Source organism: Tabrizicola sp. (assembly GCF_036781545.1).
Lineage (GTDB): Bacteria > Pseudomonadota > Alphaproteobacteria > Rhodobacterales > Rhodobacteraceae > Tabrizicola.
Genome location: NZ_DAIQAT010000041.1, coordinates 1 through 15045, shown reverse-complemented (window position 1 = coordinate 15045; position 15045 = coordinate 1). Strand labels below are relative to the sequence as shown.

Annotated in this window: 23 protein-coding genes; 1 reads left to right on the top strand and 22 read right to left on the bottom strand. The window is 66.3% G+C overall.

Annotation, left to right across the window (positions count from 1 at the left end):
• The 11 genes from V7Q39_RS08960 to rplO all read right to left on the bottom strand — a co-directional run.
• A partial coding sequence (locus tag V7Q39_RS08960) for an AAA family ATPase (RefSeq protein WP_333816224.1) occupies positions 1-247 on the bottom strand: 247 nt, incomplete at its 3' end.
• A gap of 226 nt (positions 248-473) precedes the next feature.
• Positions 474-1955 carry a Do family serine endopeptidase gene (locus V7Q39_RS08955; protein ID WP_333816223.1) on the bottom strand — a complete coding sequence of 494 codons (1482 nt, stop codon included), beginning with the start codon at positions 1953-1955 and terminating at the stop codon, positions 474-476.
• A gap of 93 nt (positions 1956-2048) precedes the next feature.
• A complete protein-coding gene (locus V7Q39_RS08950; RefSeq protein WP_333816222.1) occupies positions 2049-2411 on the bottom strand; it encodes a DUF1304 domain-containing protein in 363 nt (120 codons plus the stop codon).
• Between the two features lie 134 nt (positions 2412-2545).
• Positions 2546-2965 carry a 50S ribosomal protein L17 gene (gene rplQ, locus V7Q39_RS08945; RefSeq protein WP_333816221.1) on the bottom strand — a complete coding sequence of 140 codons (420 nt, stop codon included), beginning with the start codon at positions 2963-2965 and terminating at the stop codon, positions 2546-2548.
• 212 nt (positions 2966-3177) lie between these two features.
• Complete coding sequence (locus tag V7Q39_RS08940) at positions 3178-4194, bottom strand: DNA-directed RNA polymerase subunit alpha (RefSeq protein WP_333816220.1); 1017 nt, start codon at positions 4192-4194, stop codon at positions 3178-3180.
• Positions 4195-4309: 115 nt separating this feature from the next.
• Positions 4310-4708 (bottom strand): 30S ribosomal protein S11, encoded by a 399-nt coding sequence (gene rpsK / locus V7Q39_RS08935; protein ID WP_107753517.1) that lies wholly within the window; start codon positions 4706-4708, stop codon positions 4310-4312.
• Positions 4709-4723: 15 nt separating this feature from the next.
• Positions 4724-5092: a 30S ribosomal protein S13 gene (rpsM, locus tag V7Q39_RS08930; protein ID WP_333816219.1), complete on the bottom strand. Its 369-nt coding sequence runs from the start codon at positions 5090-5092 to the stop codon at positions 4724-4726.
• A 226-nt stretch (positions 5093-5318) separates the two neighbouring features.
• Positions 5319-5702 (bottom strand): hypothetical protein, encoded by a 384-nt coding sequence (locus V7Q39_RS08925; protein ID WP_333816218.1) that lies wholly within the window; start codon positions 5700-5702, stop codon positions 5319-5321.
• Between the two features lie 59 nt (positions 5703-5761).
• A complete protein-coding gene (locus V7Q39_RS08920) occupies positions 5762-6406 on the bottom strand; it encodes an adenylate kinase (protein WP_333816217.1) in 645 nt (214 codons plus the stop codon).
• Complete coding sequence (gene secY, locus V7Q39_RS08915; protein WP_333816216.1) at positions 6403-7779, bottom strand: preprotein translocase subunit SecY; 1377 nt, start codon at positions 7777-7779, stop codon at positions 6403-6405. Before secY ends, V7Q39_RS08920 begins: the two co-directional genes overlap by 4 nt.
• Positions 7780-7883: 104 nt before the next feature.
• Positions 7884-8363, bottom strand: coding sequence for a 50S ribosomal protein L15 (rplO, locus tag V7Q39_RS08910; protein ID WP_333816215.1), 480 nt, complete (start codon positions 8361-8363; stop codon positions 7884-7886).
• A 190-nt stretch (positions 8364-8553) separates the two neighbouring features.
• On the opposite strand from rplO, the gene V7Q39_RS08905 reads away from it, so the two are divergent.
• Positions 8554-9021 carry an MAPEG family protein gene (locus V7Q39_RS08905; RefSeq protein WP_333816214.1) on the top strand — a complete coding sequence of 156 codons (468 nt, stop codon included), beginning with the start codon at positions 8554-8556 and terminating at the stop codon, positions 9019-9021.
• A gap of 65 nt (positions 9022-9086) precedes the next feature.
• Here the strand turns inward: V7Q39_RS08905 and V7Q39_RS08900 are convergent, their stop codons facing one another.
• The 11 genes from V7Q39_RS08900 to rplX all read right to left on the bottom strand — a co-directional run.
• Positions 9087-10292: a cytochrome P450 gene (locus tag V7Q39_RS08900; RefSeq protein WP_333816213.1), complete on the bottom strand. Its 1206-nt coding sequence runs from the start codon at positions 10290-10292 to the stop codon at positions 9087-9089.
• 88 nt (positions 10293-10380) lie between these two features.
• Positions 10381-10827, bottom strand: a complete 447-nt coding sequence (locus tag V7Q39_RS08895) for a hypothetical protein (protein WP_333816212.1) — start codon at positions 10825-10827, stop codon at positions 10381-10383.
• A gap of 56 nt (positions 10828-10883) precedes the next feature.
• Positions 10884-11507 carry a hypothetical protein gene (locus V7Q39_RS08890; RefSeq protein WP_333816211.1) on the bottom strand — a complete coding sequence of 208 codons (624 nt, stop codon included), beginning with the start codon at positions 11505-11507 and terminating at the stop codon, positions 10884-10886.
• Between the two features lie 187 nt (positions 11508-11694).
• Positions 11695-11880 (bottom strand): 50S ribosomal protein L30, encoded by a 186-nt coding sequence (gene rpmD, locus V7Q39_RS08885; protein WP_107754954.1) that lies wholly within the window; start codon positions 11878-11880, stop codon positions 11695-11697.
• Positions 11881-11892: 12 nt separating this feature from the next.
• Positions 11893-12450 carry a 30S ribosomal protein S5 gene (gene rpsE / locus V7Q39_RS08880; protein ID WP_333816210.1) on the bottom strand — a complete coding sequence of 186 codons (558 nt, stop codon included), beginning with the start codon at positions 12448-12450 and terminating at the stop codon, positions 11893-11895.
• 125 nt (positions 12451-12575) lie between these two features.
• Positions 12576-12935 carry a 50S ribosomal protein L18 gene (rplR, locus tag V7Q39_RS08875; protein ID WP_333816209.1) on the bottom strand — a complete coding sequence of 120 codons (360 nt, stop codon included), beginning with the start codon at positions 12933-12935 and terminating at the stop codon, positions 12576-12578.
• 11 nt (positions 12936-12946) lie between these two features.
• Entirely contained in the window at positions 12947-13480 is a 534-nt protein-coding gene (gene rplF / locus V7Q39_RS08870; RefSeq protein ID WP_333816208.1) for a 50S ribosomal protein L6, read from the bottom strand.
• 11 nt (positions 13481-13491) lie between these two features.
• A complete protein-coding gene (rpsH, locus tag V7Q39_RS08865) occupies positions 13492-13884 on the bottom strand; it encodes a 30S ribosomal protein S8 (RefSeq protein ID WP_333816234.1) in 393 nt (130 codons plus the stop codon).
• A gap of 16 nt (positions 13885-13900) precedes the next feature.
• The gene (gene rpsN, locus V7Q39_RS08860; protein ID WP_333816207.1) at positions 13901-14206 is read right to left on the bottom strand and encodes a 30S ribosomal protein S14; all 306 of its coding nucleotides are present in this window, start codon (positions 14204-14206) and stop codon (positions 13901-13903) included.
• Between the two features lie 19 nt (positions 14207-14225).
• Positions 14226-14786 (bottom strand): 50S ribosomal protein L5, encoded by a 561-nt coding sequence (rplE, locus tag V7Q39_RS08855; protein ID WP_333816206.1) that lies wholly within the window; start codon positions 14784-14786, stop codon positions 14226-14228.
• A partial coding sequence (rplX, locus tag V7Q39_RS08850; RefSeq protein ID WP_333816205.1) for a 50S ribosomal protein L24 occupies positions 14786-15045 on the bottom strand: 260 nt, incomplete at its 5' end. The genes rplX and rplE, both read right to left, overlap by 1 nt.

Here is a 15045-nt window from a genome sequence, read left to right as displayed (position 1 = left end):
AATGCAGATCCGTCTCGGCGGCCAGCAGCCGGGCGATGGTGGTCTTGCCCACCCCCGGCGGCCCCCAGAGGATCAGCGAGCCCAGCGTCCCCGCCGCCAGCATGGCGCCGAGCGGGCCATCCGTTCCCAGCACCGCCTCCTGCCCGATGACCTGCGCCAGCGATTGCGGGCGCAGCCGGTCGGCCAGCGGGCGCGGCGCGTCCGGGGCGCGGGAGTCGTCGGAGGGGGAATCGAAGAGATCGGCCATGGGGGGAATCTATGCGCTGCCCGGGGCGGGGGGAAGGCGCCTTCGGCTCAGCCGCGCGCCCTTGGCCAGCGCCGGGGGTTTCACACCCCCGGACCCCCGTGGGATATTTACGGCGCAAAGATGCGGGTTAACGGATCCTTAAGCCCCATCTTTGCGCTGCAAATATCCTCGGGGGGTCAAGGGGGGCAGACGGCCCCCCTTGCCGCGGCCGGCCCCGGGCGCGCGGTCAGAGGCGGAAGCGCAGGAGGCTGCGGCGGCCGTCGCGCAGGAGTTCGACCTCCCAATACCGCGAGGGATCGCGCAGCGCGCGGTCCAGTGCCGCGGTGTCGGGCACCGGCTGGCGGTTGACCGAGAGCAGGATGTCCCCGGGTGCGAGGCCGGCGCGGGCGGCGATGTCCTGCGCCTCGACCACCACCACGCCCCTGGCCTGGGGATCGAGGCCGCGCTCGGCGGCGACGGCGGGGTTGATCGTCTCGGCCACCAGCCCGCGCAGCGCCACACCGCGCACGGTCAGGCGGTTGCGTTCGGGCGTCTCGGGCGGCGCGATCAGCGCCACGTCGCTCTCCTGCCGCTGGCCGTCGCGCACCCAGCTCAGCCGCGCGCTGCCGCCGATGCCACGCGCGGCCAGGCGGAACATCATCTCTTGCGGCGCATTGACCGGGTCGCCGTCCACCGCCAGCACCACATCGCCCGCCCTGAGCCCGGCATCGGCCAGCGGGCTTTCCGGGTGCAGCGCGGCGATCACCACGCCCTGCGGCAGGCCGAGGCCCAAGGCCTCGGCCAGGGTCGCATCAACGGCCTGGCCGGTCACGCCCATCCAGGGGCGCTGGAAATGCGTCTCGCCGCTTTCGGCCTGGGCGACGACCTGGCTGACCAGATTGGCGGGGATGGCGAAGCCGATCCCGTTAGAGCCGCCCGAGCGGGTCAGGATCGCCGAATTGATGCCAACGAGGTGGCCCTGCATATCGACCAGCGCGCCGCCCGAATTGCCCGGGTTGATCGCCGCATCGGTCTGGATGAAATAGCCGCGCCCCGATCCCACGGCGATCCCCGACCGCGCCAGCGCCGAGACGATGCCGGAGCTGACCGTCTGGCCCACGCCGAACGGATTGCCGATGGCCAGCACCAGATCGCCCACCTCGACCCGGTCGCTGTCGGCGATCGGGATCGCGGGCAGGTCCGAGGCGCCGCGCAGGCGCAGGATGGCGAGGTCGCTTTCCTCATCCGCCAGGATCACGTCGGCGGCGAATTCGCGGCGGTCGTTCAGCACGACGCGGATGTCGTCGGCCTCGCCCACCACATGGTAATTCGAGACGACGATCCCGTCCGACTGCAGGATCACCCCCGACCCCAGCGCGTTCTGCACCCGGGGCGTGGCCTGTCCCCGGTTGCCGAAGAGCTGGTTGAAGAACGGGTCGTTGAAGAAGGGGCTTTGCTGTTCGGCGACCACCCGGCGGGCATAGATCGAGACCACGGCGGGGGCGGTCTGGCGCACCACGGGCGCGAAGCTGAGTTGGACCTGGGCCTGGCTCTCCGGCACCTGGGTCACGGTTGTGGGCGTCAGCCGCTCGGGCGGCAGCGGTGCGGCGGCGGGCGGCGGCGTGTTGGTCAGGGACTGGGCGGTGACCGGCGTGAAATTCTGCATCGCGCCCAGGGTGATCCCCACCCCGGCGAGAGCCCCGACGAGAACCAGCCCGACGATACGCATGGATGCCTCCGTTCTGCGGTATCCCGGAACTATGGGTCCGCAGGGCAGGACATGCAACGCGGGCTCACGGAATTGGGATGGGCCGGGGCGAGGTCAGAGCAGCCAGACGGCGGCAAGGCCCAGCAGCGCGGGCACGCCCTGCACCAGGAAGATCCGCGGGCTGGCGGTGGCCGCGCCATAGGCACCGGCGGTCAGGACGAAAAGCAGGAAGCAGGTGGCGACATTCTTCGCCCAGGCGGGATCGCCGATGAACAGCGACCAGATCAGCCCGGCGGCGAGGAAGCCGTTGTAGAGCCCCTGGTTGGCGGCGAGGGTCTTCGTCGGCGGAAACAGCTCACGCGGGAGCGAGCGGAAGGCGGCGGGGCCGCGCGTTTCCCAGACGAACATCTCGAGCCAGAGGATGTAGAGATGCAACAGCGCGACCAGCGCGACGAGGATCAGGGCGATCACGGACATGGGCGGCGCTCCCTAGCTGCGGCCCGGGCAAGATTACGCCGCTTGCCTGCCCGGTCAAGCCGGCATGCCGCAACGGAAAACCCCCGCAGCCAGGCTGCGGGGGTCCAGTCCGGGCCGGATGGCGGCCGCGGGACTTAGTCTTCCGAGGCGTCCTCGGCTTCGAGGCGAGCCTTGTCGGCGGCGCCTTTGGCCGAAACGTCGCGCTCGACGAATTCGATGATCGCCATCGGCGCCATGTCGCCATAGCGGAAGCCGGCTTTCAGGACGCGGATGTAGCCACCGGCGCGGTCCTTGTAGCGGGGGCCGAGCACGTCGAACAGCTTGGCGACGTCCTTGTCTTCCTTCAGCATCGCCGCGGCCTGGCGGCGGGCGTGCAGGTCACCGCGCTTGGCCAGCGTGATCAGCTTCTCGACGATCGGACGCAGTTCCTTCGCCTTGGGAAGGGTGGTCTTGATCTGCTCGTGCTCGATCAGCGAGCCGGCCATGTTCGAGAACAGGGCCTTGCGGTGTTCGTGGGTGCGGTTCAGGCGGCGGTAACCACGGGCGTGACGCATGATGATCTCCTATGACGTCTTTTGCTTTGTGTTGCCAACCGTGCGTTGCGGCGGGCGTCGTTGGGGCATTGAGCCCAGGGTGTTCCCCGGCGGTCCGGGCATTTGGCGCAAGGTGCGCAATGAATGCGCGTCTCGCGGGGTGTGAGGTGCGCAATGAATGCGCACCCTACGGGGTCGGGTAGGGTGCGCATTCATTGCGCACCCCGGTCGGTTCAGAACTGGTCTTCGAAGCGCTTGGCCAGCTCTTCGATGTTTTCCGGCGGCCAGTCCTCGACTTCCATCCCGAGATGCAGGCCCATGCCCGAGAGCACTTCCTTGATCTCGTTCAGCGACTTGCGGCCGAAGTTCGGGGTGCGGAGCATCTCCGCCTCGGTCTTCTGGATCAGGTCGCCGATATAGACGATGTTGTCGTTCTTCAGGCAGTTGGCCGAACGCACCGACAGTTCCAGCTCGTCCACCTTCTTCAGCAGAAGCGGGTTGAACTCGAGCCCGTCATCCTCGCCACCGCGACCCGCCGCTTCCGGCTCGTCGAAGTTGACGAAGACTTGCAGCTGGTCTTGCAGGATGCGCGCGGCGAAGGCCACGGCATCCTCGGGCGTGACCGAGCCGTCGGTTTCGATCTTCATGGTCAGCTTGTCGTAGTCCAGCACCTGGCCCTCGCGGGTCGGCGTGACTTCGTAGGCGACCTTCTTGACCGGCGAATAGATCGCGTCGATCGGGATCAGGCCGATGGGCGCATCCTCGGGGCGGTTCTTGTCCGCACCAACATAGCCCTTGCCGGTGTTGACCGTCAGCTCCATGAACAGCTCGGCGCCGTCGTCGAGGTGACAGATCACGTGGTCCTTGTTCAGGACCTCGATCCCGTTGGTCACGGCGATATCGCCCGCCTTCACCACCGAGGGGCCGCGCGCGGAAATGGTGACGCGCTTCGGCCCGTCCACTTCCATCTTCAGCGCCACGCCCTTGAGGTTCAGAACGATGTCGGTCACGTCTTCACGCACACCGGCGACCGAGGAAAACTCGTGCAGCACGTTGTCGATCTGCACCGAGGTGATGGCCGCGCCCTGCAGCGACGACATCAGGATGCGGCGCAGCGCGTTGCCCAGCGTCAGGCCAAAGCCGCGCTCGAGCGGTTCGGCGACGACGGTCGCCTTGCGCGAGGGATCGGCACCGGGGCGAACGTCGAGTTGCGCCGGCTTGATCAATTCCTGCCAGTTCTTGTGGATCATGGATCTGCCTCCATTCCTGTATCCGGGTCATGACCGAAGCCGGATACGCCCGAGGGACTTCATGACAGAATCGGACCGCACGCTCAGGTGCGGTCCGATCCCTGTTGATTCTGCGTCAGACGCGGCGACGCTTCGGCGGACGGCAGCCGTTGTGGGCCAGCGGCGTCACGTCGCGGATCGAAGTGATCTGCAGCCCGGCGGCGGCCAGCGCGCGCAGCGCCGATTCGCGGCCCGAGCCGGGGCCCTGCACCTCGACCTCGAGGGTGCGAAGGCCGTGTTCCTGCGCCTTCTTGGCGGCGTCCTCGGCGGCGAGCTGGGCGGCGTAGGGCGTCGATTTGCGCGAGCCCTTGAAGCCCATGGTGCCGGCCGACGACCACGAGATGGCGTTGCCCTGCACGTCCGAGATCAGGATCTTGGTGTTGTTGAACGTCGAGTTCACATGCGCCACGCCAGCGGCGATGTTCTTGCGTTCCTTGCGCTTGACGCGCGCGGTGGATTTGGTGTCGCGAGCCATTGGTCCTGCCCTCCCTTACTTCTTCTTGCCGGCGATCGGCTTCGCCGGGCCCTTGCGGGTGCGGGCGTTGGTATGGGTGCGCTGGCCGCGCACGGGCAGGTTGCGGCGGTGACGCAGGCCGCGGTACGACCCCATGTCCATCATGCGCTTGACGTTCATGGTGACTTCGCGGCGCAGGTCGCCTTCGACGGTCAGGTTGGCGTCGATGTATTCGCGGATCGCGAGCACTTCGTCGTCAGTGAGCTGGTTGACCCGGCGGGCCGGCTCGATGTTCAGCGCGGTGACGATCTGGTCGGCGATGGCCGGACCGATACCGTGGATGTACTGGAGAGCGATGGGAACGCGCTTTCCGGTGGGGATGTTGACGCCAGCAATACGTGCCACGCGGTTTCTTCCTTTTGTTGCGGTTCCGTAGTGCCAGAACCTTTTTTCACAACACGAGCCTGCGGGGCGCCGTGCCAGACGAATGACCCCGGCCCATGGGCCAAACGAACAATCCGAGTCGGCGGGCGACTCGGATCGCGGGATCAGGCGCATCGGGTAGGCGGTTTTCAGCCCGAGGTCAAGGGCAGGCCCTTTCTGTCAAGTGTTTTTTCGCCGCTCCCCGGCGTCAGGGGCAGGCGAAGAACACCGTGGCCGACTCGGACCCGTCGAAAAGGCTGATGCGGGGCGTCTCCTCGCGCTCCATGCGGAAGGTGAAAAGCTGGGGCGTGATCAGCCCCGGCTCCTCGCAATGGCCGGTATGGGTGGTGACGGTCAGGTCCGCCGCATCAAGGTCGAGCGCGGGCGAGAAGACGCAGCGATACTCCATCCCGGTGATGCCGGAGGATTCCAGCAGCAGCGCATCGCCCTCGCCCAGCACCGCCTCGGCCATGGCCCCGGCGCGCAGATCCGGGCAGATGGCGGTGTTCGAGACCCAGGCGAGCCCCTGGGCCGAGGCCGTCGCGGGCAGCGCCGCGACCAGCGCGGCCGGCAGAAGCAGGGGATAGCGCATGAAAAACCCTCCGTGACACTGGGTCAGGAGGGTAGTTCGATTTGCCGGTCCAGCAAGACTCAGCCGCCCAAGGCGCCCGCCACATCGGCCGTGACCTTGGTCATGTCCTGCAACCCGTCCACCACGTTGAGCTTGCCCTTGGCGTGGTAATAGCCGATCAGCGGCGAGGTTTTCTTGTAATATTCCAGCAGGCGCTGGCGCAGGCTGTCCTCGTTGTCGTCGGCGCGGCGCTTCAGATCGTGGCTGCCGCAGACATCGCAGACGCCCGGCACTTTGGTGGGCTTCGTGCGGTCGTGATAGACCTCACCGCAATTGCCGCAGGTGAAGCGACCGGTGATGCGGTCGACCAGTGCCTCGTCATCGACGCGCAGTTCCACCACCGCATCAAGCGACTCGCCCTTGGCCGCCAGCAGATCGCCCAAAGCATCGGCCTGGGCCAGCGTCCGGGGGAAGCCGTCGAAGATGAAGCCGCCCTTGGCGCCCTTCTCCAGCTGCTCGGCGATCAGGCCGATGACGATCTCGTCCGTGACCAGCTGGCCCGCATCCATGACAGCGGCGACCTTCTGGCCCATCTCGGTCCCCGAGGTGCGGGCGGCGCGCAGCATGTCGCCGGTCGACAGCTGGACCATGCCGCGGCCCTCGACCAGAATCCGTGCCTGGGTCCCCTTGCCGGCGCCCGGGGCGCCCAGAAGAATGATGTTCATCGCAGGGCAGGCCCTTTCTTGCGGGCAGGCTTGCTGCCGTCGGTACGTTTACGGCCACGCAGCTGCGAACGCTCCAGCAGGCCCTCGTATTGATGCGCCACCAGATGCGACTGGACCTGGCTCATCGTATCCAGCGTCACCGCCACGACGATCAGCACCGAGGTGCCGCCGAAGTAGAAGGGGATGGCCAGTTCGGCGCGCAGGATTTCCGGCATCAGCGCCACGGCGGCCAGATAGATCGCGCCGACGGTACAGATGCGGGTGACGATATAGTGCAGGTATTCCTCGGTCCGCTTGCCCGGGCGGATGCCGGGGATGAACCCGTTCTGGTTCTTCAGGTTGTCGGCGATGTCATCGACCTTGAACGACACGTTGAGCGTGTAGAAGAAGGTGAAGAAGATGATCAGCGCGGCGAAGAACACCAGATACAGCGGCTGCCCCGGCCCGAAATAGGCAAGGATCGTCGCCATGACCGGGTTCGTGGACTGGCCCGAGAAGGTGCTGAGCGTGGTCGGCAGCAGCAGCAGCGACGAGGCGAAGATCGCCGGAATCACGTTGGCCGGGTTGACCTTGATCGGCAGATGCGACGAGCCGCCGTCATAGACCTTCATGCCGACCTGTCGCCGCGGGTACTGGATATGCACCTTCCTCAGCGCGCGTTCCATGAAGACGACGAAGGCCACCAGCGCGATCATCATCCCCAGGATGCCGACGACCAGCATCCAGTTGGTGTTCTCAGCCCGGCTCTGGGTCAGGAATTGCGCCAGCTGCGCCGGCAGTTCGGCGATGATCCCGACGAAGATGATGAGCGAGATGCCGTTGCCGATCCCGCGCGAGGTGATCTGCTCGCCCAGCCACATCAGGAACAGCGTGCCGCCGACCAGGGTGATGACGGTCGAGATACGGAAGAACCAGCCCGGATCGGTGGCCAGATCGCCGGCCTCGAGCGAGATCGCGAGGCCATAGGATTGCACCAGCGCCAGGAAGACGGTGCCGTAGCGGGTGTATTGATTCAGCTTGCGGCGACCCAGTTCACCTTCCTTGCGGAGGTTCTGCCAGGGGCCGTACATCGAGGCCACCAGCTGCACGATGATCGAAGCCGAAATATAGGGCATGATGCCCAGGGCGAAGATCCCCATGCGGGCGATGGCGCCGCCGGTGAACATGTTGAGCATGCCGCCCAGACCCGCCGCCGCGCCCGACATGAACTCGCGCAGCTGTCCGCCGTCGATCCCGGGCACCGGGATATAGGTGCCGATCCGGTAGACGATCAGCAGGCCGATGGCGAAGAAAATGCGCTGGCGCAGGTCCTTGGCCTTGGCGAGCGTGGCCCACGAGGTGTTGGCCGCCATTTGCTCTGCAGAAGAAGCCATGTTCCGTTTCTTTCATGACAGCGCCGCCGATCCGGGCTCCGGTTCGGCGGCGCAGGAAAACCCATGCGGATGATGTAAGGGGCGACGGCGCCGCCCACAACACCTTATTCGGCCGCTTCAGCCGCCGCGACGGTGGTTTTCAGCGTGCCGCCGGCTTTCGCCACGGCCTCGACAGCCGCTTTCGAGGCGCCGGTGACAGCGAGGGTCACGGCCTGGCCGATCTCGCCCTTGGCCAGAACGCGGATGCCGTCCAGCTTGCGGCGCACCAGGCCCGAGGCGACCAGCACGTCTTCGGTGATCTCGACCTTCGCGTCGATCTTGCCGTCTTCGATGAACTTGGCGATGGCGCCCAGGTTGGTGACGGCCCATTCCTTGCGGTTCGGCTTGTTGAAGCCGCGCTTCGGCAGGCGGCGGTAGAGGGGCATCTGGCCGCCTTCATACCCGTTGATCGCCACGCCCGAGCGGGATTTCTGGCCCTTGATACCGCGGCCGGCGGTCTTGCCCTTGCCCGAACCCGGACCGCGCGCAACGCGCTTCTTGGTCTTGGTGGCGCCGGGATTGTCGTGCAGTTCGTTCAGTTTCATGGTCGCATCTCCTTGGCCGGAATACCCCGTCTGCGACGAAAGGGGGCAACACGGCATGTGGTTGGGTCGAGTCGGACCTTGGGGCCGACCGGGGGGCGTATAGACGGGAAGGAGCGGCGGATCAAGAGCCGCCCGGTTGACGCGGCGCCGGATTGGGTCGTTGATGGAGCCTTCACCGAGGAGGGTCCTCATGGAATTGCTGAGCGTGGAGAACCCGGTCTTCCGGGTCTACCTGATCGCCGTTGCGCTGACGGTGCTGAAGGTCATGGGCCAGGGCTGGATGACCGTCTGGCGGATGATGGCGACGGGCGGCGGCTGGGCCAGCCCCGAGGATCTGCGGCCCGGCCTGCTGAACCGGGTGCCGGACCCGTCGCAATTGGGCCCCAACGAGGCGGTTGACCGCTCACGCCGGATGCACCGTAACGATCTGGAAAATATCCCGGCCTTCTGGGCGGTGGGGCTGGCCTTCGTGGCGGTGAACCCGGCGCTGTGGGTGGCGCAGGTTCTGATGTACGGCTTCGTGCTGGCCCGCGCCGCCCATGCCGTCGCCTATGGCACCGCCCAGAGCCACGAAGTCCGGTCGGTTTTCTACACGATCGGTTCGCTGATCGTGATCGCGATGGCCCTGTGGGTGCTGGTAGCCCTGGTGACGGGCTGAAGGGGCACGGGCGGGCGAGGCGCAGCCCTCCGGTCGGGAGGGGTCCCGTGCGGGCAAGGGTCGCCTCAGCGCACCCGGACCGGCAGGGTCGCATAGCCCCGGAACCGCGCCAGCGGCACCATGGTGGCGGGGCCGTTCGCGGCCAGCCGCGGGAAGCGCTTCACCAGCCCGCCGACCGCGATCCGCCCCTCGACCCGGGCCAGCGTCGCGCCGAGGCAGACGTGGATCCCGGTGGCGAAAGCCAGGTGCTTGTTGGGGCTGCGCGAGAGGTCCACGCGGTCGGGATCGGCGAAGACCGCCGGGTCGCGGTTCGCGGCGGCGATCGAGGTATGGATATAGGTGCCCTTGGGCAGCACCACATCGCCGAGGTCGATCTCTTCGCCCGCCAGCCGGTTGCCCTGCTGCAGGGGGCTTTCCACGCGCAGGAATTCCTCCACCGCCGTGGTGATGAGTCCGGGATCGGCGATCAGGCGGCGGTGCTCGTCGGGGTTCTTGAGCAGGATGCCGACCGAATTGCCGACCAGACTGGTGGTCGTCTCGTGCCCCGCGTTCAGCAGGAAGATGCAGTTCTGCATCAGTTCCTCGTCGTTCAGGCGCTTGCCGTCCACCTCGCCGAAGATCAGGCTTTCCAGCACCTCGCCCTCCATCGCCCCCTCCCGGTTGCGGCGGCGGTGGTCGATGATGTCGCTGAGGATCTCGGTGAATTCCACCACCGCCTCATTGCCGGCCCTGATCCGCTCGGGCGGCACCACCGGGTCCAGCGCGCCCAGGATCGCCAGCGAATAGCCGCGCAGCTTCTGGCGGTATTCGGGCGGGATGCCCAGCATGAAGCTGATGATCTCGGTCGGCAGGACCTTGGCGAAATCCTCGATCAGGTCCAGCTCGCCCTTCTCCTCCACCCGGTCCAGCAGGCGTTCGACGATCCCCTCGATCAGCCCCTCGAAAACCGCGAGCTTGCGCGGCGTGAAGGCCGAGGCGAGCAGCTTGCGCACCACGGTGTGATAGGGCGGGTCGTTGAACACCAGGCTGGTGGTGTGGTGGGTATGCAGCGGGCATTGCCCGAATTTCTTGCCGAATTCCTCGGTCTTGTCCGACAGCATGGCACGCGATTGATAGACTTTCAGCACATCGGCGTGCCGCGTCAGGAAGACCGAACCATCAGCGTTGCGGTGCACGGGCGAGCGCTCGCGCAGGGCGCGGAGGGTCGGATAGGGATCGCGAATGTACTCCAGATCGATCCGGTTGAGGTCGAAGTCGGCGACGTCCGGCATGAGGCCCTCCCTTGGCGGCCCCGAAAGGTGGCGCAGAGGCTGCGCGATGGCAAGGGGCCACCGTCGCGTTTGCAACGACGCGGGCGGATCAGCCGCGCCGGGGGATCAGATGCCCGTCCACCTCGGTGAAACAGAGGCCGTCCCCGCCCGGCCGACCGGCGAGGACACTGTCCGGCAGGGGCAACTTGTCATAGGGGCAGACCACCGCGAAGGGGAAGGGCTGAACGCCATGCAGCGCCCGCATGTGCCCCAACAGCCAGTCGCGATACGCGGCATGGTAGGCGGCATTGCCCGCCACCTCGCTGTCATCCATGACCTGGATCATGAACCAGTCCCGCGGCTCGGCCCGGTCCCGCGGGCTTTCGCGAAACACGAAGGCTGCGCCGAAATAGGCCGGGAAGCCCGGCACGGTCAGCATGCCGCGATCACGCGTCAGGCCCAACCGCTGCCAGGCCGCGCGGCGCAGCCTGTCCAGCCGCTTTCCCGCGTCGGGATCGGTCGGGCGTCCGGTCATCAGGGCGAGCGCTTCCAGCATGGCGAAAGCAAGCCATGATGCGCCGCGGCTGGCAAGTCACGTCGCCGTTGGACGCCCTATTCCGGCGCGCGCGGCAGGAAGATGGTTATGTCGCCGACGATGTCGTTGACGCCCCAGTTGCGGTGCCGGAGCTGCCCGTTGACGATATAGAGGTCGTCCACCTCGTACTCGACCGCCTCATACCCGTCATTGCGGTTGAGGCGCACGAAGGCGTCGCGGCGTTCAAGGCCCGGCTCGATGAGCGCGAAGAGGTCGGGCGGCATGGTCAGGCTCACGACCTCCAGCACCGCCAGCACTTCGTCGTAATCGGTGATGCGCTCGTCGCGGAAAAAGCACACCGCCTCGATCCCCGCCCCCGCCACGGCGCCCCCCGCGCTGACCAGGGGCGAATCGCGGGTGACGATGGCGACGGCGGACCCCAGGACTCGCGCGGTGCGGGTCAGGAAGCCGTCGTTGGGAGTGCCGGTGCCGGTGGCGCCGAGGCTGGTTTCGCCGGTGCGCGGGTTGACGGTGAAATAGAGGAGCGGCCCCTGATCCTCGGGCGTGGCGGTGGCGGCGCGCTCGGCCTCCATCGCCGGCGAGCCCCGCCGCTGGATCAGCGAGGACAGGCGATAGTCGCAGATACTGGCCTCGGCGGCGAGGGGGCCGAGGATCAGGGAAAGGGTCAGGACCAGACGCATGACGGGCTCCGCTGGGGGCCGGTCAGGGGTAGGCGAGCGGGGCCGGGAAAGGAAGCGGGGGGCCGTTCACGTTCGGTCGAGGAGGGGTAGGATGGGCGATATTGCCCACCCTACGTTGGCTAGCGGCGCGCCAAACGAAAAAGGGCGGGGTTGCCCCCGCCCTTTCTCTCTGTCTGAACCCGTCGGCTCAGGCTTTTTCTTCGACGATCGTGACCAGATGCGGGATCGCGTTGACCATGCCGCGGACCGAGGGGGTGTCCTCGAGTTCGCGGGTCTTGTGCATCTTGTTCAGGCCGAGGCCCTTCAGCGTGTCACGCTGCTTGGCGGGACGGCGCGCGGGCGAGCCGATCTGCTTGACGACGATGGTAGCCATGTCGGTCTCTCCTTACGCTTCGACCGGCGCATCTTCCTTGCGGAGGATGTCGGCCACTTTCTTGCCGCGGCGCTGGGCCACCTGACGGGGGCTGGCCTGCTTCTTGAGGCCGTCCATGGTCGCGCGGATCATGTTGTAGGGGTTCTGCGAGCCGAGCGATTTCGCCACGACGTCCTGCAGGCCCAGCATCTCGAACACGGCGCGCATCGGGCCGCCCGCGATGATCCCGGTACCGGGAACCGAGGTCCGCATCACGACTTTACCGGCGCCATGACGGCCCTCGATGTCGTGGTGCAGCGTCCGGCCGTCCTTGAGCTGGACGCGGATCATCGAGCGCTTCGCCTGCTCGGTGGCCTTGCGAACGGCCTCGGGGACCTCTTTCGCCTTGCCTTTGCCGAAGCCGACGCGGCCCTTCTGGTCACCGACGACGACGAGCGCGGCGAAGCCGAAGCGCTTGCCGCCCTTCACGGTCTTCGACACCCGGTTGATCGCGACAAGGCGATCCTGGAATTCCGGGGTCTCCTCGCGGTCGTCGCGGCGGCGGTCCCGGCGGTTTTCACGTTCTGCCATTGACGGCATTCCTTTCAATCATGGCGTCGAAGCGCCGATGGTATCCGATCACAGTGGCGGTCCCCTGATGGAACCCGCCCTCGATCATCGAGGCGGCACCCCGGAAGGGACGCCGCCTGCAGGGATCAGAACTTCAGGCCGCCTTCGCGGGCGGCATCGGCCAGGGCCTTGATCTTCCCGTGGAACAGGAAGCCGCCCCGGTCGAAGTAGCATTCCTCGATGCCGGCGGCTTTCGCACGCTCGGCGATCGCGGCGCCCACTTTCGTGGCCGCGTCGATGTTGTTCACACCGACCACGCCCAGCTCTTTTTCGAGCGTCGAGGCCGAGGCGACAGTGATCCCCTTGGCATCGTCGATCAGCTGGGCGCTGATGTTCTTGTTGGAACGGTGAACCGACAGCCGCAGACGGCCGTTGGCGGTTTTCCGCAGTTTGTTCCGGACGCGCTGACGACGCTTCTGGAACAGCTTGAGCTTGGTGTTCGCCATCTGTCGCGTCCTTACTTCTTCTTGCCTTCCTTGCGGAAGATGAACTCGCCCTTGTAGCGGATGCCTTTGCCCTTGTAGGGCTCAGGCGAACGCCACTCGCGGATATTGGCCGCAACCTGGCCCACTTGCTGCGCGTCGATGCCTTCGATCACGATCTCGGTGGGTTTCGGCGTGGCGACGGTGATGCCTTGCGGCACCTCGAAGATCACGTCGTGGCTGTAGCCGAGCGACAGCTTCAGGTCCTTGCCCTGCATCGCCGCGCGGTAACCGACGCCGACCAGTTCCATTTCCTTCTTGAAGCCGGTTGTCACGCCGATGGTCAGGTTCTCGACCATCGAGCGGGCCATGCCCCATTGCTGGCGCGCACGCTTCGAGGTGCCCCGGGGGGTCACCTTGATGCTGCCGTCTTCCTGAACGATGGTCACATCGTCGGTGGCGGTGAAGGTCAGGGTGCCTTTGGGGCCCTTCACGATGACCTTCTGGCCCTCGATCTTGGCGTCCACACCCTTGGGCAGAGCGACGGGCTTCTTGCCGATACGAGACATTTCAGCCCTCCTCAGAACACGCGGCAGAGCACTTCGCCGCCGACATTGGCAGCGCGTGCCGCCGCATCGGACATCACGCCTTTCGGGGTCGAAACCACCGAAACGCCGAGGCCGTTGCGGACCGACGGGATTTCCCGGGCGCCGGCGTAAACGCGGCGGCCAGGCTTGGAGACGCGGCTCAGCTCGCGGATCGCGGGCTCACCGGCCGAGTACTTGAGCTGGATTTCCAGCTCGGCATGACCGTCCGAGGAGGTCACGCGCTCATACCCGCGGATGTAGCCTTCGTTCGCGAGAACGTCGAGCACCCAGGCGCGCAGCTTCGACGCCGGCGTGCGGACAGTCGACTTGCCGCGCATCTGCGCGTTGCGGATGCGGGTCAGCATATCGCCGAGAGGATCGTTCATCATATGCGTACCCTCCTTACCAGCTCGACTTGACCATGCCGGGGATCTGGCCGAACGAGCCGAGCTCGCGCAGCATGATCCGCGACAATTGCAGCTTGCGGTAATAGGCCTTCGGACGGCCGGTCAGCTCGCAGCGGTTGTGCAGGCGGGTCGCGGAGGAGTTCCGCGGCAGTTCCGCCAGTTTCAGGTTCGCCTTGAACCGGTCTTCCATCGAATTGCTCGGGTCGGCCGCGATCGCCTTCAGGGCAGCGCGTTTGCCGGCATATTGCTGCACCAGCTTCTGACGCTTCTTCTCGCGCTCGACCATGGATTTTTTAGCCATGTTTCTCTCTCCTTCCGCGTCAGGCCATGAAGGGCATGTTGAATTGCTTCAACAGCGCCTTGGCTTCCGCGTCGGTTTTCGCGGTGGTGCAGATGATGATGTCCATACCCAGAACCTCATCGACCTTGTCGAAGTCGATTTCCGGGAAGACGATGTGTTCCTTGAGGCCCATGGCATAGTTGCCGCGACCATCGAACGAGTTGCCTTTCACGCCGCGGAAGTCGCGGACGCGCGGCAGCGCGACGGTGATCAGGCGATCCAGGAACTCGTACATCCGGTCGCCGCGGAGGGTGACCTTGGTGCCGAGCGGCATCTCTTCACGGACCCGGAAGCCCGCGATCGAGTTTTTCGCCTTGGTGATGACGGCCTGCTGGCCGGCGATCAGGCTCAGGTCGGCCTGGGCCGATTTCACCTTCTTGGTGTCTTTCACCGCTTCGCCGACGCCCATGTTCAGGACGATCTTGTCCAGACGCGGGATCATCATGTCGTTCTTGTAGCCGAACTCTTCCTTCAGAGCCGCACGGATGCGGTTCTTGTAGTCGGCCTTGAAGCGCGGGGTGTAAGTCGCAGCGTCCAGCATCAGATCACGTCCCCAGTGGTCTTGGCGAAGCGCACCTTGGTGCCGTCTTCCACGCGGAAGCCGACGCGGGTCGCCTTGCCGTTGGCATCGACGAGGGCCAGGTTCGACAGGTCGATCGGCATCGCCTGCGGAAGGCGGCCACCCTGCGAGGTCTGGCTCTGCTTGGTGTGACGGATGGCGATGTTGATGCCCTCGACCACGGCTTTGTTGTCCTTGGGCATGACCTGGGTGATCTCACCCTTCTTGCCCTTGTCCTTGC